This window comes from Microbacterium sp. cf332 (assembly GCF_900102175.1).
Lineage (GTDB): Bacteria > Actinomycetota > Actinomycetes > Actinomycetales > Microbacteriaceae > Microbacterium.
In genome coordinates, this window is the sequence record NZ_FNKN01000001.1 from 511,111 (window position 1) to 530,645 (window position 19,535).

19 protein-coding genes and 1 tRNA gene are annotated in these 19,535 nt (G+C 69.8%); 2 read left to right on the forward strand and 18 right to left on the reverse strand.

Going from position 1 to position 19,535, the window contains the following annotated elements:
- Positions 1-61 precede the first annotated feature (61 nt).
- From BLT21_RS02395 to BLT21_RS02410, 4 genes are all read right to left on the reverse strand, one after another.
- Positions 62-262 carry a hypothetical protein gene (locus BLT21_RS02395; protein ID WP_091498699.1) on the reverse strand — a complete coding sequence of 67 codons (201 nt, stop codon included), beginning with the start codon at positions 260-262 and terminating at the stop codon, positions 62-64.
- 96 nt (positions 263-358) lie between these two features.
- Positions 359-430 (reverse strand) — tRNA-Gln (locus tag BLT21_RS02400).
- A gap of 82 nt (positions 431-512) precedes the next feature.
- Entirely contained in the window at positions 513-2,027 is a 1,515-nt protein-coding gene (gene gltX / locus BLT21_RS02405; RefSeq protein ID WP_091498702.1) for a glutamate--tRNA ligase, read from the reverse strand.
- A gap of 10 nt (positions 2,028-2,037) precedes the next feature.
- Positions 2,038-2,994, reverse strand: a complete 957-nt coding sequence (locus BLT21_RS02410) for a LysR family transcriptional regulator (RefSeq protein ID WP_091498705.1) — start codon at positions 2,992-2,994, stop codon at positions 2,038-2,040.
- A gap of 80 nt (positions 2,995-3,074) precedes the next feature.
- Between BLT21_RS02410 and BLT21_RS02415 the strand changes: the two genes are divergently transcribed.
- A complete protein-coding gene (locus tag BLT21_RS02415) occupies positions 3,075-4,124 on the forward strand; it encodes an aminotransferase class V-fold PLP-dependent enzyme (protein ID WP_091498709.1) in 1,050 nt (349 codons plus the stop codon).
- 16 nt (positions 4,125-4,140) lie between these two features.
- On the opposite strand, the gene BLT21_RS15595 is transcribed toward BLT21_RS02415, so the two are convergent.
- From BLT21_RS15595 to BLT21_RS02440, 6 genes are all read right to left on the reverse strand, one after another.
- Positions 4,141-4,317 (reverse strand): hypothetical protein, encoded by a 177-nt coding sequence (locus tag BLT21_RS15595; RefSeq protein ID WP_176786789.1) that lies wholly within the window; start codon positions 4,315-4,317, stop codon positions 4,141-4,143.
- Positions 4,318-4,378: 61 nt separating this feature from the next.
- Positions 4,379-5,647 (reverse strand): MFS transporter, encoded by a 1,269-nt coding sequence (locus tag BLT21_RS02420; RefSeq protein WP_091498713.1) that lies wholly within the window; start codon positions 5,645-5,647, stop codon positions 4,379-4,381.
- Positions 5,640-6,404: a fumarylacetoacetate hydrolase family protein gene (locus BLT21_RS02425; RefSeq protein ID WP_091498717.1), complete on the reverse strand. Its 765-nt coding sequence runs from the start codon at positions 6,402-6,404 to the stop codon at positions 5,640-5,642. The genes BLT21_RS02420 and BLT21_RS02425 overlap by 8 nt, the downstream gene beginning before the upstream one ends.
- 1 nt (position 6,405) lies before the next feature.
- Positions 6,406-7,512 carry a branched-chain amino acid aminotransferase gene (locus BLT21_RS02430; protein ID WP_091498720.1) on the reverse strand — a complete coding sequence of 369 codons (1,107 nt, stop codon included), beginning with the start codon at positions 7,510-7,512 and terminating at the stop codon, positions 6,406-6,408.
- A 43-nt stretch (positions 7,513-7,555) separates the two neighbouring features.
- Positions 7,556-8,608 (reverse strand): 3-isopropylmalate dehydrogenase, encoded by a 1,053-nt coding sequence (locus BLT21_RS02435; protein ID WP_091498724.1) that lies wholly within the window; start codon positions 8,606-8,608, stop codon positions 7,556-7,558.
- Between the two features lie 38 nt (positions 8,609-8,646).
- The gene (locus BLT21_RS02440; protein ID WP_091498728.1) at positions 8,647-10,194 is read right to left on the reverse strand and encodes an MFS transporter; all 1,548 of its coding nucleotides are present in this window, start codon (positions 10,192-10,194) and stop codon (positions 8,647-8,649) included.
- Between the two features lie 62 nt (positions 10,195-10,256).
- On the opposite strand from BLT21_RS02440, the gene BLT21_RS02445 reads away from it, so the two are divergent.
- Positions 10,257-10,802 (forward strand): TetR/AcrR family transcriptional regulator, encoded by a 546-nt coding sequence (locus BLT21_RS02445; RefSeq protein ID WP_176786790.1) that lies wholly within the window; start codon positions 10,257-10,259, stop codon positions 10,800-10,802.
- A 42-nt stretch (positions 10,803-10,844) separates the two neighbouring features.
- On the opposite strand, the gene serA is transcribed toward BLT21_RS02445, so the two are convergent.
- From serA to ilvD, 8 genes are all read right to left on the reverse strand, one after another.
- The gene (serA, locus tag BLT21_RS02450) at positions 10,845-12,449 is read right to left on the reverse strand and encodes a phosphoglycerate dehydrogenase (RefSeq protein ID WP_091498732.1); all 1,605 of its coding nucleotides are present in this window, start codon (positions 12,447-12,449) and stop codon (positions 10,845-10,847) included.
- A 137-nt stretch (positions 12,450-12,586) separates the two neighbouring features.
- On the reverse strand, positions 12,587-12,940 hold the full coding sequence (locus tag BLT21_RS02455) for a hypothetical protein (RefSeq protein ID WP_091498736.1): 354 nt from the start codon (positions 12,938-12,940) through the stop codon (positions 12,587-12,589).
- On the reverse strand, positions 12,940-13,431 hold the full coding sequence (locus tag BLT21_RS02460) for a hypothetical protein (RefSeq protein WP_091498740.1): 492 nt from the start codon (positions 13,429-13,431) through the stop codon (positions 12,940-12,942). Before BLT21_RS02460 ends, BLT21_RS02455 begins: the two co-directional genes overlap by 1 nt.
- Before the next feature lie 69 nt (positions 13,432-13,500).
- Entirely contained in the window at positions 13,501-14,247 is a 747-nt protein-coding gene (locus BLT21_RS02465) for a hypothetical protein (protein WP_091498745.1), read from the reverse strand.
- A gap of 147 nt (positions 14,248-14,394) precedes the next feature.
- Positions 14,395-15,420, reverse strand: a complete 1,026-nt coding sequence (ilvC, locus tag BLT21_RS02470; RefSeq protein ID WP_091498748.1) for a ketol-acid reductoisomerase — start codon at positions 15,418-15,420, stop codon at positions 14,395-14,397.
- A gap of 36 nt (positions 15,421-15,456) precedes the next feature.
- Positions 15,457-15,966 carry an acetolactate synthase small subunit gene (gene ilvN, locus BLT21_RS02475; RefSeq protein WP_071918201.1) on the reverse strand — a complete coding sequence of 170 codons (510 nt, stop codon included), beginning with the start codon at positions 15,964-15,966 and terminating at the stop codon, positions 15,457-15,459.
- Position 15,967: 1 nt separating this feature from the next.
- Positions 15,968-17,770, reverse strand: a complete 1,803-nt coding sequence (locus BLT21_RS02480) for an acetolactate synthase large subunit (RefSeq protein WP_091498753.1) — start codon at positions 17,768-17,770, stop codon at positions 15,968-15,970.
- 46 nt (positions 17,771-17,816) lie between these two features.
- Complete coding sequence (gene ilvD, locus BLT21_RS02485) at positions 17,817-19,523, reverse strand: dihydroxy-acid dehydratase (protein ID WP_091498758.1); 1,707 nt, start codon at positions 19,521-19,523, stop codon at positions 17,817-17,819.
- Positions 19,524-19,535: the final 12 nt, after the last annotated feature.

Consider the following 19,535-nt stretch of genomic DNA (forward strand, 5'->3'; position numbering starts at 1 on the left):
ACAACTGTCAGACAGTTCCGTGACGGGTGTCTTCCACCCCCGCCGCGCCGACCGCGAGATGTCAGCCTGTCCCCTCGTTTCCGTCGATCTCGACCGGGATGGAGATCGACGTGATCCCGCCACCGCCGAGCAGATCTCCGGCAGGGTCGGCGGGCGCGACCTCGTCCGGCAACAGTTCCGCGCCGGACTTCGGCCGGAGCGGCTCGGACGGCAACCCCGCCCACTCGCTCGGTTCCTCGGGTCGCTGCATGAAGAGTCCCATGGAGCCATTCTCGCGCCGCACTCGTCCGATGACGCCCGCGCATCGCGGGTTCTCGGAAAACGGAAAAGCCCCGCCGAAGCGGGGCTTTTCTCGAAGCTGGGGTACCTGGACTCGAACCAAGAACAACGGAACCAGAAACCGCCGTGTTGCCAATTACACCATACCCCATGGTCGGTTTGACTCAGTCGCACCGAGGATCAACTATACCCGACGGATGCGATGCGGCCTAACCGAGCGGCGCCCGGGCGCGTCAGCCGACGCGCTGCACCAGGCCGTCCAGCCGGCGGATCGTCTCGACCTTGCCGAGCAGCTCCATCGACTCGAACAGCGGCGGAGACACCCGCCGACCGCTGAGTGCGACGCGGAGCGGTCCGTAAGCGACGCGCGGCTTAAGGCCGAGGCCGTCGATGAGCGCAGAGGCGAGCGCGTCCTGTACGGCAGCGGCAGTGAAGCCCTGCTCGGGAACGAGCTCGAGCGCACCGACCGACGCCACCAGCACCTCCCCCGTGTTCGCGGGGAGACCGGAGAGGGCGTCATCGTCGAAGACGACCTCGGACCGGAAGAGGAAGCCCAAGAGGCCGGGGGCTTCGCCGAGCAGCTGCATCCGCTCCTGCACGAGCGGAGCGGATGCCTCGAGGATCTCCCGCTCGCCCGCGGTCGGCGGGTTCTCGATGAGACCCGCGTTCGCGAGATACGGGACGAGACGCTCGGCGAAGACCTCGGGCGCGAGCATGCGGACATGGTCGCCGTTGATGGACTCCGCCTTCTTCTGATCGAAGCGCGCGGGGTTCGGGTTGACGTCGGCGACGTCGAAGGCCTCGATGAGCTCGTCGCGGGTGAAGACGTCGCGGTCGGCGGCGATGGACCACCCGAGCAGCGAGAGGTAATTCAACAGCCCCTCGTGGATGAAGCCCTTCTCGCGCTGCAGGAAGAGGTCGGCCTTCGGGTCGCGCTTCGAGAGCTTCTTGTTGCCCGTGTCGCCCAGCACCAGGGGCATGTGGCCGAAACGGGGGACGAAATCGGTCACGCCTGCTTCGATGAGCGCCGCGTAGAGCGCGAGCTGGCGGGCCGTCGATGGCATCAGATCCTCACCCCGGAGGACGTGGGTGACGCCCATGAGAGCGTCGTCGACCGGATTCACGAACGTGTAGAGCGGGATGCCGCCGGCCCGCACGATCACGAAGTCGGGGAAGGAGCCGGCCGGGAAGGTGACTTCACCGCGGATGAGGTCGACGTAAGTCAGATCGTGGTCGGGCACGCGCAGGCGCCACGCCGGCTCGCGGCCCTCAGCTCGGAATGCGGCCTTCTGCTCGTCGGTCAGGTTGCGATCGAAGTTGTCGTAGCCGAGCTGCTTGGCGCGGCCGTTCGCCTCGTTGCGGGCGTCGATCTCTTCGGCCGTCGAGTACGACTCGTAGACCACACCGGCGGCGATCAGCTTGTCGAGCACCTCTCGGTAGAGCTCGTGACGCTGCGACTGACGGTACGGTGCGTGCGGCCCGCCCTTCTCGACACCCTCGTCCCAGTCGATCTCGAGCCACCGCAGCGCCTCGAGCAACTGCTGGTAGCTCTCTTCGCTGTCGCGAGCGGCATCGGTGTCCTCGATGCGGAAGACGAGCTTGCCGCCGTTGTGACGCGCGTAGGCCCAGTTGAACAGAGCCGTGCGGATGAGACCGACGTGCGGCAATCCGGTCGGCGAAGGGCAGAAGCGGACGCGGACGTCGGTTCCGGAGGCGGTCGTGGTGGCGGGGTGCGGTGCGGTGGACATCCCCTCCAGCTTAGTTCTTGCGCGGCGGGCCGCCGAGGAGCTCGGTGACGACCGCTCGCAGGTGCGCGAGGACCGAAGCGACGGCCGGCACCCGGCCGGCGCCGCCGGCGGACACGGCATGGATCGCGCGCCGCTCGCTCGCCGGCAACGGTCTCGTCACGACGCCGGGAAGCAGGGGGAAGGACGACACCGCCAGCCCGGGCAGCGTCGCGACGCCGATGCCCTGTGCGACGAGCTGCTCGACCGCGACGAAGTTGTCGGTCTCGAACCGGATGGCCGGAACGAAACCCGCACGACCGCAGACCTCGAGCAGGTGTCCGCGACAGCGCGGGCACCCTGCGATCCACGCTTCGTCGGCCAGCGGCCGGACGTCGATCGCACCACCGCCGCGCGCTGCCGGATGCCCGGCGGGCAGGACGGCGAGCAGGTCGTCGTGCCCGATGAGCTCGGTGTCGAGACCCCGCGCGTTCTCCCCGTGCGGATCGGAGCGGTCGCCGGGATACCCGAAGGTCAGGGCGATGTCCGCCCGATCGGCTCGGACGTCCGCGATGGCCTCGGGTGGCTCGGCCTCGACGTACGTGAGCGTGAGGTCGGGCTGGCTCAGCGCGAGCCGGTCCATGAGTCTCGGGAGCACGGTGGGCGAGGCCGACGGGAAACCGACCATCCGCACCGTGCCGGCTCGGAGGCCGGCGAGCTCGGCGAGCTCCCCCGACGCGGCTTCGATGGCCGTGGCGACCGCTGCGGCGTGGCGAGCGATCACGCGACCGGCTTCGGTGAGCCGCATCCGGCGTCCGACGCGCTCCACGACCGGCACTCCGAGGCGCTGTTCGAGCCGCTTCACCTGCTGGCTGACGGCCGGTTGGCTGTAGCCCAGCGAGGCTGCTGCGGCGGTGATGGAACCACCGTCGGCGATGGCTCGGACGATGCGCAGCTCGGCCACATCGAGACGATAGTCGGGAGTGTCCATAGCGAAAGATAACGCTGCGTGATGCTTCTCATGCAAATCCTGGTCTGGATGAATGCGTCCGCGCCGTCGATCCTGGATACATGCAGACCACCGCCCTCTCCCCCGATGAACTCCGCACCGAGTTCTCCGGCACGGCGGGATACCTCGCGGCGTGCAGTACCGGCCTTCCGAGCCGGGCCACCCGCGCGGCTGTCATCGCCGACCTCGACGCCCGACCCGACCTGCATCACTACGCCGCTGTGGCCGAGCGGTGCCGCGCACACTTCGCCCGCATCGTGTCGACGTCTCCCGAGCGTGTCGCCGTCGGCTCGCAAACTTCCGTGATGGTCGGGATGCTGGCCGCGTCGCTCCCCGACGGGGCGACGGTCCTGTGCCCCGAAGGCGAGTTCTCGTCGCTCGTGCTGCCCTTCGTCCACGTCGGTCGCGGCATCCGCGTGCGTTCGGTTCCGCTCGCCGGCCTCGCGGCAGCGATCGACCCCACCGTCGACCTGGTCGCATTCTCGATCGTCCAGTCCGCGACGGGCGAGGTCGCGGATGCGGCCGCCATCGTCGCGTCCGCCCGTCGCAACGGCACACGGACGCTGTGCGATGCGACACAGGCCGCCGGCTGGCTGCCCGTCGACGCGGGCATGTTCGACGCGCTCGTCTGTCACACCTACAAGTGGCTGTGCACTCCTCGCGGCCTCACGTTCCTCGCGCTGACCGAGGACTACGCCGCGACCCTGACGCCGATCCACGCGGGCTGGTACGCCGGTGAGGACCCGTGGGCCGCCTGCTACGGGGCCGACGCGTCACTCGCGGCTTCGGCCCGCCGGTTCGACGTCTCGCCCGCCTGGCAGGCGACGGTGGGAGCAGAGCCCGCTCTCGCGCTCTTCGCGGATGCGGATGCGTCGGCGCTCCACGAGCGTGTGACCGGACTCGCGGCGCGGTTCCGCGAGAGGCTCGGCCTTCCCGAACCGGTGCGGCCCACGCCGATCGTGACCTGGCCCGATTCAGAAGGCCTGGATCTTTGCCGGCTCACCACGGCGGGTGTCGTCGCATCGGGGCGTCGGGGCAACGCGCGCCTCGCGTTCCACGTCTTCAACGACGACGGCGACGTCGACCTCGCGGTGCGCGCGCTGCTCTCCTGAGCACCGAACCGACGGGTCAGGCGACGAGGCCCCACACGGTGAGTCCCGCGGCGTCCGCGATCTCCGGCTCGCCGGGGAAGTCGATGCCGCCCGTGAAGAGGCTCGTGACGACGAGCACGAAGACGAACGCGATCGAGAGGAACAGGATCGCGCTCGATCCCAGGGCGATGATCAGCTGTGCGCGATGGCTCATGCCACCAAACTGACACACGCCGGGCCCGCGGCCAAATACTTGCCGCGCGGACGCCCAGCGGCTAAGACGGGCCCGATCGTACCGACTCGGCCTCGCGACCCTCCCCATCGCGCGCGAGCGGCGAAGCGAGGACGACGACCGCGACGATCGCGAGCGCGGCGACCGCGAGGCCGGCATAGCCGACGAGGCCGAGGGCGACTCCCGCGCCCGCGGCTCCCGCGGCGCCCACCACGTTCATGGCCGCGTCGCTGCGCCCCTGACGGGCCGTGCGTCGGTCCGGCGACGACGCCTCGGTGAGCAAGGCGGAGCCGGCGACCGTCGCGGCGCTCCACCCGAGTCCCAGCAGGACGAGCGAGACCGTCACCGCGGGCGCCGACTCCGCGCCGAACGCCGCGACGACGAGCGAGAGCCCGAGGAGCGCCTGACCGACCAGGATCGTGGCAACGCGGCCGAGACGGTCGGCGATGAGACCGAAGACGGGAGACAGCGCGTACATGCCGGCGATATGGAGGCTGATGGTGAGTCCGACGACCGACAGCTCCGCCCCGTGATGCACGAGGTGCAGCGGGGTCATCGCCATGACCGAGACCATCACGCCATGCGAACCCGCGATCGCCGCGACGGCGTAGCGCGCGGCCCGGGGCCGATCCGGATGCGCGATCGCCTCGCGTCCCGCGCGCCCGCGCGCCGCGTCGGCCCGGGCGAGCAGCAGCGGGTCGGGCCGCAGGGCGGCCAGGTACAGCACGATCGCCATGATCTGCGCGACGGCGGTGAACAGGTAGGGCCCGGTCAGCGGCGGCATCCCGATCGCGCCGCCGACCGATTCGCCGGGACCGACGAGGTTCGGCCCGAGGACGGCGCCGACCGTCGTCGCCCAGACCACGATCGACAGGTCCCGCCCGCGGGTCCGGTCGGTGGCGAGATCGGTCGCTGCGAACCTCGACTGCAGGTTGGCCGCCTGGCCGCCGCCGATCATCGCGAACGCGAACAGGAGCAACGGCACGCTCGCGAGCGCGGCACCGGACACAACGAGCACGACACCCGCGAGCGCGAGAACCATGCCGAGCGTGAGCGCAGGGCGGCGGCCCGACCGCGCCGCGAACGATGCCAGCGGCACCGCGAGCAGCGCGGCGCCGAGGGTCACCGCCGCCGTCGGGAGCCCCGCCAGGGCGTCGTCACCCGTCAAGCGCTCGATGATGACGGCGCCGAGCGAGATCGTCGAGCCGAAACCGATGCCGCCCAGCACCTGACCGAGCGACAGGACCGCCAGCGACCGCCTGCGGATGCCGTCGCGGACCGTGTCGTCGGTCGCGGGTTCGGCCTCAGACATCCCGGACGATGTTGCGGAGGATACCGAGACCGTCGATCTCGACCTCCACGACATCGCCCGCGACGAGCGGCCCGACGCCGGCCGGCGTCCCCGTGAGGATGACGTCACCGGGAAGCAGCGTGAAGGCCGCCGACGCGTAGGCGATCAGCTCGGCGATGCCGTGGACCATGTCGGTCAGCGGCGCACGCTGCTTCTCCTCGCCGTTGACACGGGCGACGAGCTGGGCCTGCGCCGGATCGAACTCCGTCTCGATGGCCGGCCCCAGCGGGCAGAAGGTGTCGAAGCCCTTGGCGCGCGTCCACTGCCCGTCGCTGCGCTGCAGGTCGCGCGCCGTGACGTCGTTGGCGATGGAGTAGCCGAAGACGTGGCCGAGCGCCTCATCGGCCGACACGTTGCGGGTGACCTTGCCGATGACGACGGCCAGCTCCCCCTCGAAGTCGACCTGCTGCGACTGCGTCGGCCGCACGATCGCGTCGCCCGGGCCGATCACCGACGTGTTCGGCTTGAAGAACAGCAGGGGTTCGGCCGGGACCTCGTTGCCGAACTCGGCGGCGTGCTCGCGGTAGTTGCGACCGACCGCGATGATCTTGGAGCGCGGGATGACCGGAGCGAGCAGCACGGCGTCGCTGAGCGGCACGCGATCGCCGGTCGGCTCGTAGCCCGCGTAGAGGGGATCACCGGCGAGGGTCACCAGGTCGGTACCGTCGAGGATGCCGTAGCGGATGGCCTCGTTGTGCGAGAAACGGACGATCTTCATGTCAGCCGTCCAACCGCACGAGCCAGCCGTGCTTGTCTTCTCGTCGGCCGTACTGGATGTCGGTCAGCTCCTCGCGCAGCGACAGGGCGAGTTCGCCGACCGGCTGCTGGTCGATGAAGTCGCGGCCCTTGAGCACCCCGATCGGCGTGACGACAGCGGCGGTTCCACAGGCGAACACCTCGACGATGTCGCCGGACGCCACGCCCTGGCGCCATTCGTCGAGCGAGACGGCGCGGCCCTCGACCTTGTGTCCGCGGTCGCGCGCGAGCTGCAGGATCGAATCGCGCGTGATGCCCTCGAGGATCGAGTCGGACTGCGGGGTGACGATGGTGCCGTCCTTGTAGACGAACACGACGTTCATCCCGCCGAGCTCCTCGACATTGCGGTCCTGGTCGAGGAACACGACCTGGTCGCACTCGTTCTCGTAGGCCTCCGCCTGTGGCAGCAGACTCGAGGCGTAGTTGCCGCCGGTCTTGGCTGCACCGGTCCCACCCTTTCCAGCGCGCGCGAAATCCTCGCTCAGCCAGATCGACACCGGCTTCACGCCGCCGGTGAAGTAGGCACCGGCGGGGCTCGCGATCAGGTAGTACGCGACCTTGTTGGCCGGACGGACGCCGAGGAAGGCCTCCTTCGCGAACATGAAGGGACGCAGGTAGAGCGACTGGTCCGCACCGGAAGGGACCCACGCACCGTCGACCGCGATGAGCTCGCGCAACGACTGGACGAACCACTCGACGGGCAGCTCGGGGAGGGCGAGCCGGCGTGCCGAGCGCTGCAGGCGGCGACCGTTCTGGTCGGGACGGAAGGTGTGCACCGAACCGTCCGCGTGACGGTAGGCCTTGATGCCTTCGAAAATCTCCTGCCCGTAGTGGAGCACGGCCGCGGCGGGGTCCAGCGTGATCGGGCCGTACGGCTGCACGCGTGGGCGATGCCAGCCCCCGAGCACCGACCAGCAGATGTCGACCATGTGATCGGTGAAATGCGTGCCGAAGCCGGGGTTCGCCAGGATCTCGTCGCGTCGCGCGGCTGCCGCGGCGGCGAGGTTGCGGGTGACGGCGAACTCGAGCGGGGCGAGTCCGGCGTCGGGATCGTTTTCGAGAAGGGTCATGAGTCTTCCAAGCGAAAGTGGGGGCGACGGGGCGGAGTCCAGGCTACGCCTGGAGCTGAGCCGCGATCGCGTCGCCGATCTGCGATGTGGTGCGGGAGTCCGAGGTTCGGGCGGCGATGTCGTCCTCGACGGCGCGGGTGACGCGTCGAGCGGCCCCCGTGAGCCCGAGGTGATCGAGCAGCAATGAGACGGAGAGGATCGCGGCCGTGGGGTCGGCCTTCTGCTGGCCCGCGATGTCGGGCGCCGATCCGTGGACGGGCTCGAACATCGAGGGGAACGCGCCGTCGGGGTTGATGTTCCCCGAAGCGGCGAGGCCGATGCCTCCGGTGACGGCGCCGGCCAAGTCGGTCAGGATGTCACCGAAGAGGTTGTCGGTGACGATCACGTCGAAGCGGCCCGGGTTCGTGACCAGGAAGATCGTCGCCGCGTCGACGTGCAGATAGTCTACGGCGACCCCGGGGTGCTCCGCCGCCACCTGGTCCACCACGCGCTTCCAGATCCCGCCGGCGTGCACGAGCACGTTCGTCTTGTGCACGAGCGTGAGGGCACCTCGGCGGCGCTCCGCGAGCTCGAAGGCGTAGCGGACGACGCGCTCCACCCCGAACGCAGTGTTTACCGACGTCTCGTTCGCGACCTCGTGCGGGGTCCCCCGGCGGATGCTGCCGCCGTTGCCCACGTACGGTCCTTCCGTGCCCTCTCGGACCACGACGAAGTCGACGTCGCCCGGCTCGGCGAGGGGCCCGGGCACGCCGGGGTACAGCTTCGAGGGACGCAGGTTGACATAGTGGTCGAGCTCGAAACGCAGCTTCAGGAGGAGGCCCCGCTCGATGTTCGCGTCGCGGAGCCGCGGATCGCCCGGCACTCCCCCCACCGCGCCGAGGAGGATCGCGTCGTGCTCGGCGATCGCCGCGAGATCACCATCGGTGAGAGTGTCGCCGGTCTCGAGATACCGAGCCGCCCCGAGCGAGAACCGGGTCTTGTCGATCACGACATCCGTGCCCGCCACGGCCGCGTCGAGCACCTTCTCGGCCTCGGCGACGACCTCGGGACCGATTCCGTCGCCCGGAATCACGGCCAGCTTCACGACGCGCGACATCGCTCTCCTCGTTCTCGGCGATGCGGCGCGCCGGAAGCTCATCGCCCGGCGTGCCGCGTGTGGGATCCCTTCAGCGTAGCGGCCGCGATGACGCCGGCGCAGACCACGAGGACCGCGCCGATCGTGGCCGTGACGGCGACGCCCGAGTCGAACGCATGCGCAGCCGCGTCGAGCAGCTGCTGTCCCACCGGCTGCGGCAGCTCCTGTGCGACGTTCACGGCACCAGCAAGGGTCTCGCGCGCCGCATCGGCGGCCTCGGCGGGCACACCAGCGGGCACGACCATACCGATCCGGTACATGGCGGTCAGGATGCCGCCGAGCACCGCGGTGCCCAGCACGGCCCCGACCTCGTAGGCGGTCTCCGACACGGCGCTCGCAGCGCCGGCTTTCGCGGGCGGCGCGCTCGCGAGGACGAGCTCGTTCGAGACCGTCTCGGCGGCGCCGATCCCCATGCCGAGGAGGGCGAACGCGACGACGAGCTCGATCATGCTCTCGGCGTCGGTCAGCACAGCGATCATCACGTAGCCCGCGGCGGACAGGGCCAGCGCGGCGGGGACCACGATGCGGGGTGACACACGGCGCGAGACGGGGACGACGCCGAGACCGGCGATGATCATCATCGCGAGCCCGGGCACCAGAGCGAGCCCGGCTTCGAGCGGCGACAGACCGACGATCAGCTGCAGGTGCTGCGTGACGAAGTAGAGGAACCCGACGAGCGCCACCACGCTGAGCAGATTGACCAGGAGGGCGCCGCTGAAGGTGCCGCGCGCGAACAGGCGCATATCGAGCATGGGCGACGCCACCCGCAGCTGTCGCCGCACGAAGAGCCAGCCGAACGCGATCCCCGCGAGGAACAGCACGGGCGGCAGCGGCCCCCAACCCTTGACCGCGAACTCCTTGATCGCGTAGACGATCGGCACCATCGTGAGCATCGACAGCGCAATGCTCACGGGATCGATGCGCCCGGGGCGCGGGTCGCGGCTCTCGGGCACGAAGAACGGCGCGAGGACGAGCAGGGGCACGAGCACGGGAACCGCCATGAGGAACACCGAGCCCCAGCTGAAGTGCTCGAGCAGGATCCCGCCGACGATGGGACCGAGCGCGGCACCGGCCGAGAACATCGACGCCCAGACGGCGATCGCGAGACGCCGCTGATCGCGGTCGGTGAAGATGCTCCGCAGCAGCGAGAGGGTGGAGGGCATGAGCATCGCGCCGAAGACGCCCATGGCGGCGCGCGCCGCGATGAGGAGCTCGGCGTTGGGTGCGAAGGCGGCGAGGGCCGAGACCGTCGCGAAGCCCGTCGCTCCGACCAGCAGCATGCGGCGGCGGCCGAAGCGGTCGCCCAGCGAGCCCATCGTGACGAGCAGCCCCGCGAGGATGAGCGGGTAGACGTCGATGATCCACAGCTGCTGCGCGCTCGTGGGGCTGAGCGAGCGCGCGATCTCGGGCAGGGCGAAGCTGAGCACCGTGTTGTCGACCGATACGAGCAGCACCGGCAGCATGAGCACGACGAGCGCCGCCCAGCCGCGCCAGCCGACACGCCGGCCCTGCCCGTCGGCGATCGCGATTTCTTCCGTGAGAGTCATTTATTCACCGTCCAGCCGGTATAGTAACAGGAACAGCGGCGCGACGCGCGAGGATGGATGCCATGAGTCGTCCTCCCCGCGCGCGCGAGAGCGTGCTCGACGCGTACGAACAGCTGCTGATCTCCGACGGCGCACGCGGCGCGACGATGGACGCGGTGGCCGCGGCCGCCGGGGTGTCCAAGGGCGGACTGCTCTACCACTACGCCTCGAAGGAAGCGCTCGAGACGGCACTGCTCGACCGGATGATGGACCTCGCCCGCCTCGACGTGGACGACATGTCGCAGCACCCCGAAGGCATCGTCGCGGCATACCTGCGCACCTCGGTCATGGAGGACAGCGCCCTCGACCGCGCTCTTCTGGCTGGATCGCGGTTGGCCCAGAGCGGCCACGCTGCCGCGAGCTCCGCGCTCCGCGACGTCCGCACGCTCTGGGAAGAGGCGCTCCGCGACCACACGCGCGACGAGACCGCCCTGCAGCTCGTCCTTCTGGTCGGCGACGGGCTCTACTTCAACAACGCCCTCGGGGCGGGCGCCGTGGTCGGCCCGCTCCCCCAGGGCGAACAGTTCGACGCCCTCATCCGTCTCGTCCTCGGCGTGACCGCACGCTGACGGCGTCCGGAGCGCAGCGGCCCCGGACGCCGGACCGGCGGGTCAGACCTCGCTGAGCTCGATCTGCCGGAAGAGGTCTGCTGCGACCGCCTCGCGCATCTCGTCGAGCAGGTGGTCGGGAACGGGCGAATCGACGGTCAGCACCGACAGTGCGCGCCCCGAGGCGTCCGGGCGGGCGACCTGGAGCCCGGCGATGTTGATGCCCGCCTGGCCCAGCTTCTGCCCGTAGATCGCGACGATGCCGGGGCGGTCGGCGTAACGCATGACGACGTGGTGGCGCTCGATCGGCACCTCGACCTCGTAGCCATTGATGCCGACGACCTTGGGCACCATGCGGGTGCCGGCCAGCGTGCCCTCGACGGTCAGCACGGAGCCGTCGGAGAGCGTACCGCGCAAGATCGTGATGTTGCGGTACAGCGGGCTGTCGGACTCCACAATCAGGCGCGTCTCGATGCCGCGCTGCTCGGCGAACAGCGGCGCGTTCACGTACGAGACGTTTTCGCTCACGATGTTCGTGAAGATGCCCTTGAGGGCGGCCAGGCGGTAGACGCTGACGTCGTAATCGGCCAGCTCACCGCGCACCTCGATGTCGAGGCTCGTCAGGGCGCTCGGGGCCAAGCCGGTGAAGATCTGACCGAGCTGCTCGACCAGGGCGATGCCCGGCCGGACGAAGGGGTCGATCACACCACCGGCGACGTTGACCGCATCGGGCACGAGGTCGCCCTCGAGCGCGAGCTTGACCGACTTCGCGACGGAGACGCCCGCCTTCTCCTGCGCCTCGTCGGTCGAGGCGCCGAGGTGCGGCGTCACGACGACGTTGGGCAGCGACAGCAACGGGAACGCCGTTCCGTCCTCCTTCGGCGGTTCGCTCGTGAACACATCGAGGCCGGCGCCCGCGATCTCGCCCGTGGTGAGCGCCGTGTACAGCGCCTCCTCATCGATCAGCCCGCCGCGGGCGACGTTGACGACGTAGGCCGTCTTCTTCATGCGCGCGAACTGCTCCGTGCCGATCATGCCGGTCGTCTCCGGCGTCTTGGGCATGTGGATCGTGACGAAGTCGCTCTGTCCGAGCAGCTCGTCGAGGCTCAGCAGCGTGACGCCGAGCTGCTGTGCACGCGTCGGCGTGACATAGGGGTCGTACGCGACGACGCTCACACCGAAGGCCTGCAGGCGAGCGGCGATGAGCGCTCCGATGCGTCCGAGGCCGATGATGCCGACGGTCTTCTCGAACAGCTCCGTGCCCGTGAACGACGATCGCTTCCACGCGCCGGCGGCAAGCGAGGCGTGCGCGGCCGGGATGTGACGTGCCAGGCTCAGGATGTGTCCGACCGTCAGCTCGGCCGCCGAGATGATGTTCGACGTCGGGGCGTTCACGACCATGACGCCGGCGGCGGTGGCGGCCTTGATGTCGACGTTGTCGAGACCGACACCGGCACGGGCGATGACCTTCAGCGCGGGGGCCGCGGCGATCGCTTCGGCGTCCATCTTGGTCGCCGACCGGATGAGCACGGCGTGCGCGTCGGCGAGAGCGGGCAGCAGGGCCGCGCGATCGGCACCGTCGACCGACCGGACCTCGAAATCAGGACCGAGGGCATCGATCGTGGCGGGCGAGAGTTCTTCGGCGATGAGCACGACGGGCTGGGGCACGGACGATCCTCTGGAGCATGCGCGTGAGCGCGGAACGGGTGGTCGCCACGACGGCCGACGGCGGTGCGGCGGGTCGTCTCAGCCTAGCGCGGCGCAGACGGCGCCTGAGACCGTGTGACGCCGCGCGACCGCCGCGGTCAGCTGCCGAGCAGCGACCCGCCCTGCGTGATCGAGTACGACAGGATGTTGAGCCAGAAGACCGCGGTGAGTCCCAACCCCGCGAGCAGGATGAGCGCGAACGATCCCGCGCCGCGTCGGTGTCCGAGCGCGAACGCTCCCGCGAACACGAGTATCGGGAACACGATCGCGCTGCCGAGCACGGCCCAGCCGAGACCGTTGAGTCCGAGGACGCCGGTCGCCTGCGTCACGAGGTGCCCGACCGCGACCCACACCGCGTAGGCGTAGAACAGACCGAACGCGCCGGCGACCGTGGCGATCAGCCACGTCGGCGTTCGATGGGCGTGCTTCTCGGCAGACGTGTCGACGGTCATCACAGCCCCGTTCCGAGCATCGCGAACGGCCAGGGGACGAGCAGCACCGCGCCGGCGACGAGCCAGACGAATCGGAGCCACGTAGCCCGCCCGCGCGTGAGGAGGAAGGTCACCCCGAACCAGACGGCCGGGGCGAGGATCGCGACGATGATCGCGGGAACCGAGGCGGTCGGCGCCACGATGAAGCCGGCGATGTCGTTGAGCCGGAGACCGCCGACGATCCAGCCGACGGTATAGAGGAGGTAGATGCCGCCCAGCACGCCGAACGAGACGAGCGCGGCGCTGCTCATCGCGGGACGGCCCGCATCGGCCGTGCCGGGGTCGCCCGCGGACTCGAGGTCCTGCGCGGGCGCCGGCTCGCTCGGGTGCGTGGGCGGCGCGGCGGCATCCGACGGTCGCGATGCGAGCCCGGAGTCACGCGTCGGGGCCGACACGAGCGTCGGATCGTCGTCTCCCGCCCAGCTGAGGGCATCGTCATCGCGGCTCGTCACGGATTCAGAGTAGCGCGCGGCTCGAGGGCGGGGATCCGGTGCGGTGACGGCGGGCGCTCCCCCGCGGGGTCAGCGCCCGATCTGTCGACCGCCGCGCAGGACGAAGACGGCCACGCCGGCTGCGGCGACGCCGAGAGCGCCGGCCCACGGGCCCCAGACGACGGGCTCCACGAGCTCGGTGCCGGAGCCGTCGCTCAGTGCACCCACTTGAACGGCATCGGTGCGTCCGGTGGTGTCCTGGGGCGGCACGACGGTGTTCAGCTCCGCGGAGCCCCCGACATCGGGGCCGCCCTCGACGTGCACCTCCTCCGTGGGCTGCGGGGTGGGTGCCGCAGCCGCATCCCTCGACCCGAGTCGCAGCAGGGCGCCCAGTCGCGCAGCCGTCGGAAGTCGGACATCGACCTCGCTCTCGACGCTCGGAACCTCGAGCGCGGGTGGCGCGGGTACTGCCGGGATCTCGATCGGAGGCACGCTCGGAGACGGGATCTCCGAGGGCTCCGGGCTCGGGATGGGCGGGGGCGTCGGGATCGTGGACGGCGAGCCGGACGGACCGGGCGACGGAATCGATGACTCTTCCGGCTCCGGCGTCGGAACGGTCTCCTCCTCGCCGGGCGTGTCCTCGTCGTCTCCACTGCCATCGCCCTCGTCGCCGCCGGGCAGGGCCGGGGTCGCGATGTCGGACCGAGGAATCGTCTCGACCGCGTCGGAGGTGTCCGCCCACGCGGCGGGCGCGACCGTCACGCCGGTGATGACGCAGGCCGCCAGGCAGACCGCCCCCAGGCGCGTGCGCGGAGGACGCTCGGTCGGAGGGGACATGCACTCCATCGTAAAACGTATCTGCGCGGACGTCGCACGCCGAAAGCCCGGCCCCTGATGGGGACCGGGCTTCCGTGGCACGAGGCCGAGCTCGGCGGGGTGCCGCCGAGGGTCACGGGGCGGGTGCGCACCGCCGCGGGAGGTGGGTCAGCGCGCGGCGCTGCCTTCCGTGTAGTCGCTGTCCTGCTGCTTCCAGGCGAACAGGCCGCGGAGCTCCTTGCCGGTCGCCTCGATCGGGTGACCCTGCTCCTTCTCACGGAGTCCGAGGAACTCGGGCGCGCCGTTGTCCTGGTCGGCGATGAAGCGCTGCGCGAAGGCGCCCGACTGGATGTCGGCGAGCACGGCCTTCATGTTCTCCTTGACGTCCGGCGAGATCACGCGGGGGCCGGAGACGTAGTCGCCGTACTCCGCGGTGTCGGAGATCGACCAGCGCTGCTTGGCGATGCCGCCCTCCCACATGAGGTCGACGATGAGCTTGAGCTCGTGCAGCACCTCGAAGTAGGCGATCTGGGGCTGGTAGCCCGCCTCGATGAGGGTCTCGAAGCCGTACTGGACGAGGTGGCTCACGCCACCGCAGAGCACGGCCTGCTCGCCGAACAGGTCGGTCTCGGTCTCTTCGGTGAACGTGGTCTTGATGACGCCGGCACGGGTGCCGCCGATCGCCTTCGCGTACGACAGGGCGGTGTCCCATGCCGAGCCCGAGGCGTCGCGCTCGACGGCGATGATGTCGGGGATGCCGCGGCCCGCGACGAACTCGCGGCGCACCGTGTGGCCCGGGGCCTTGGGCGCGACCAGGATGACGTCGACGCCCTCGGGAGCGTCGATGTAGCCGAAGCGGATGTTGAAGCCGTGCGCGAAGGCGAGGGTCTTGCCCGCTGTCAGCTTGTCCTTGATAGAGTCGGCGAAGATCGAGCGCTGGTGCTGGTCCGGCGCGAGGATCATGATGAGGTCGGCCCACTCGGCCGCGTCCGCGACGCTCTTGACCTCGAAGCCCTCGTCCTGAGCCTTCGCGGCCGACTTCGAGCCGTCCTTGAGCGCGATGGCGACCTCGACACCCGAGTCGCGGAGGTTCTGAGCGTGGGCGTGGCCCTGCGAGCCGTAGCCGACGATCGCGACCTTCTTGCCCTGGATGATGGACAGGTCGGCGTCGTCGTCGTAGAAGATCTCGGCCATGTTCGTGTGTTTCTCCTTGATTCGTGGTTCGGAAGGTCAGCCGCGCAGGACGCGCTCGGTGATGCTCTTGCCGCCGCGACCGATGGCGAGCAGACCCGACTGGGCGAGCTCCTTGATGCCGAAGGGCTCGAAGGCGCGCAGGATCGCGTCGATCTTGCCGCGGTCTCCGGTCACCTCGACCACCAGGGCGTCGGGGGCGTAGTCGACGATCGCGGCGCGGAACAGGTTCGCGACCTCGATGACGTTCGATCGGGTCTGGTTGTCGGCGCGCACCTTGATCAGGATGTGCTCGCGCTGCACCGACGACGAGAAGTCGAGCTCGACGATCTTGATGACGTTGACGAGCTTGTTCAGCTGCTTCGTGACCTGCTCGAGCGGCAGCTCCTCGACGTCGACGACGACGGTGATGCGCGAGAGACCCGGCACCTCGGTCACTCCGACCGCGAGCGACTCGATGTTGAAGCCGCGCCGGGCGAAGAGCCCGGCGACGCGGGTGAGCAGACCGGGCTTGTCCTCGACCAGGAGGCTCAGCACGTGACGCGACATCTCAGTCCTCCTCGTCGAAAGCGGGCGCGTGCTCGCGCGCGTACTGGATGTAGCTGTTGCTGACACCCTGCGGGACCATCGGCCAGACCATCGCGTCGGCGCTCACGACGAAGTCGATCACGACCGGGCGGTCGTTCGTCTCGAGGGCGAGCCGGATCGCTTCGTCGATCTGGTCCTCGGTCTCGACCCGGATGGCGAGGCAGCCGTAAGCCTCGCCGAGCTTGACGAAGTCGGGGATGCGCGCCGTGCCGTGGCCGGTGTTGAGGTCGGTGTTGGAGTGACGGCCGTCGAAGAACAGCGTCTGCCACTGCCGCACCATGCCGAGCGACGAGTTGTTGATGATCGCGACCTTGATCGGGATCTGGTTGATCACGCAGGTGGCCAGCTCCTGGTTGGTCATCTGGAAGCAGCCGTCGCCGTCGATCGCCCACACGACGCGGTCGGGCTGGGCCACCTTCGCGCCCATGGCCGCCGGCACCGCGTAGCCCATCGTTCCGGCGCCACCCGAGTTCAGCCACGAATTGGGGCGCTCGTACTTGATGAACTGCGCCGCCCACATCTGGTGCTGCCCGACGCCCGAGGCGTAGACGCCCTCCGGGCCCGTCAGCTCGCCGATGCGCTGGATGACCTGCTGCGGCGAGAGGAGGCCGTCGGTGGTCGGTGCATAGCCGAGCGGGAACTCCTCGCGGAGGCCGTCGAGGTACGCCCACCATTCGGTCGTCTCGGGCTTTCCATCGCCGATCGTGCCCCGGAACGCCGACTCGAGGTCGACGAGCACGTCGCGCACGTCTCCCACGATCGGAACGTCCGCGAAACGGATCTTCGAGATCTCCGCCGGGTCGATGTCGACGTGGACGACCTTGGCATTCGGCGCGAACAGCGAGGCCTTGCCGGTCACGCGGTCGTCGAACCGCGCACCGAGAGCGACGATGAGGTCGGACTCCTGCAGGGCGAGCACGGCGGGCACCGTGCCGTGCATGCCGGGCATGCCGAGGTGCTGCGGGTGCGAGTCGGGGAACGCACCGCGCGCCATGAGCGTCGTGACGACCGGGGCTCCGGTCGCTTCGGCCAGGGTCAGCAGCTCCTCGGACGCGCGGCCCCGGATGACGCCGCCGCCGACGTACAGCACGGGCTTGTGCGACTCGGCCAGCAGCTGGGCCGCGGCCTGGATCTGCTTGCCGTGGGCCTTGGTCACGGGCCGGTAGCCCGGGAGGTCGATCTTGGGCGGCCACACGAACGGTGCGGTGTTCTGCTGCGCGTCCTTCGTGATGTCGACGAGCACGGGACCGGGGCGACCGGTTCCCGCGATCTCGAACGCGGCGGCGATCGCGCCGGGGATCTCCTCGGCGGTCTTCACGAGGAACGAGTGCTTCGTGATCGGCATCGTAATGCCGACGATGTCGGCCTCCTGGAACGCGTCGGTGCCCATGAGGGTCGAGAACACCTGCCCCGTGATGCAGACGAGCGGCACGGAGTCCATGTAGGCGTCGGCGATCGCGGTGACGAGGTTCGTGGCGCCCGGCCCGGAGGTCGCGATGGCGACCCCGGTGCGGCCGGATGCGGCGGCGTACCCCTCGGCGGCGTGGCCGGCGCCCTGCTCGTGGCGGACGAGGATATGGCGCACCGCCTCGTCGTCCATGAGCGGGTCGTAGACGGGCATGATCGCGCCGCCGGGAAGCCCGAACACCTCGGTGACCCCGAGGTTGTCGAGTGAGCGGACGACGGCTTCGGCGCCCGTCATCAGGGGTGCCGAAGGCGTGCGGGACGGCGGCCGGGGAATGGCCGCGGAGATGTCGGTGGACATGGTGATGAACCTCGCTGGAGAAGAGGAGACGATGTCGGAGCCGAAGTCAGCCGGTGGTCGCGCCCTCCGCGGCGGAGCGCACGAGCTTGGAGTACTTGGCCAGGACGCCACGGGTATAGCGCGGGGGAAGAGGGGCCCAGCCGTCACGGCGGGCATTCAGCTCAGCCTCGTCGACGAGTAGGTTGAGGGAGCGAGCCGCGATATCGACCCGTATCAGATCACCATCGCGCACGAATGCGATGGGACCTGCGTCCACCGCTTCGGGTGCTATGTGGCCGATGCACAGGCCGGTTGTGCCGCCTGAGAATCGTCCGTCCGTCAAGAGTAGTACATCTTTCCCGAGCCCGGCGCCCTTGATGGCCGCCGTGATGGCGAGCATCTCGCGCATACCGGGACCGCCCTTCGGGCCCTCGTAGCGGATGACGATGACCGAGCCCGGCTCGATCTCGCCGTTGGCGACGGCGTCCATGGCCGCACGCTCGCGCTCGAACACGCGCGCCGGACCTTCGAACACCGCGGCGTCGAAGCCGGCCGTCTTCACGACCGCACCCTCCGGCGCGAGCGATCCGTGCAGGATCGTGATGCCGCCGCTGGCGTGGATCGGGTTGTCGAACGTGTGGATGACCTTGCCGTCGAGGGGCTCGGGGTCGAGGTCGCGGAGGTTCTCCGCGAGCGTCTTGCCGGTCACCGTCAGCGCGTCGCCGTGGAGCAGACCCTCGTCGAGCATCGCCTTCATCACGACCGGAATGCCGCCGTGCCGGTCGACGTCGTTCATGACGTACTGTCCGAACGGCTTCATGTCGGCCACGTGCGGAGTCTTGTCGCCGATGCGGTTGAAGTCGTGCAGGCTCAGGTCGACCTCGGCCTCGCGGGCGATGGCCAGGAGGTGGAGGACCGCGTTGGTCGAGCCGCCGAGGGCCATGACCAGCGCGATCGCGTTCTCGAAGGCCTCCTTCGTCAGGATGTCCTTCGTCGTGATGCCCTGGCGCAGGAGGTTGACGACGGCCTCGCCGGAGCGGTGGGCGTAGTAGTCGCGACGCCGGTCGGCCGAGGGCGGGGCTGCGGAGCCCGGCAGGCTGAGGCCGAGGGCCTCTCCGACGGACGCCATCGTGTTGGCGGTGTACATGCCGCCGCAGGCGCCTTCGCCGGGAACGATGGCGCACTCGATGCGCTTGAGGTCGGCTTCGCTCATCTTTCCCGCCCGGCAGGCGCCGACGCCCTCGAACGAGTCGATGATCGTGACGTCCTTCTCGGTGCCGTCGCTGAGCTTCACCCAGCCGGGCATCGTCGAGCCGGCGTAGAGGAAGACGCTCGAGAGGCCGAGGCGGGCGCTGGCCATCATCATGCCCGGGATCGACTTGTCGCAGCCCGCGAGCAGGACGGTGCCGTCGAGGCGCTCGGCCATGATGACGGCCTCGACGGAGTCGGCGATGACCTCGCGCGAGACGAGGGAGAAGTGCATCCCCTCGTGCCCCATCGAGATGCCGTCCGAGACGGAGATCGTGCCGAACTGCAGCGGGTAGCCGCCGCCGGCGTGCACGCCCTCCTTGGCGCCCTGCGCGAGGCGGTCGAGGCTGAGGTTGCAGGGGGTGATCTCGTTCCAGCTCGAGGCGATGCCGATCTGGGGCTTGTCCCAGTCCTCATCCCCCATGCCGACGGCACGGAGCATGCCTCGGGAGGTCGTGGCTTCGATGCCGTCGGTGACGGCACGACTGCGGGGCTTGATGTCGATGGTCTCGGAGCTGTCGGGCATTCTCGAATTCTA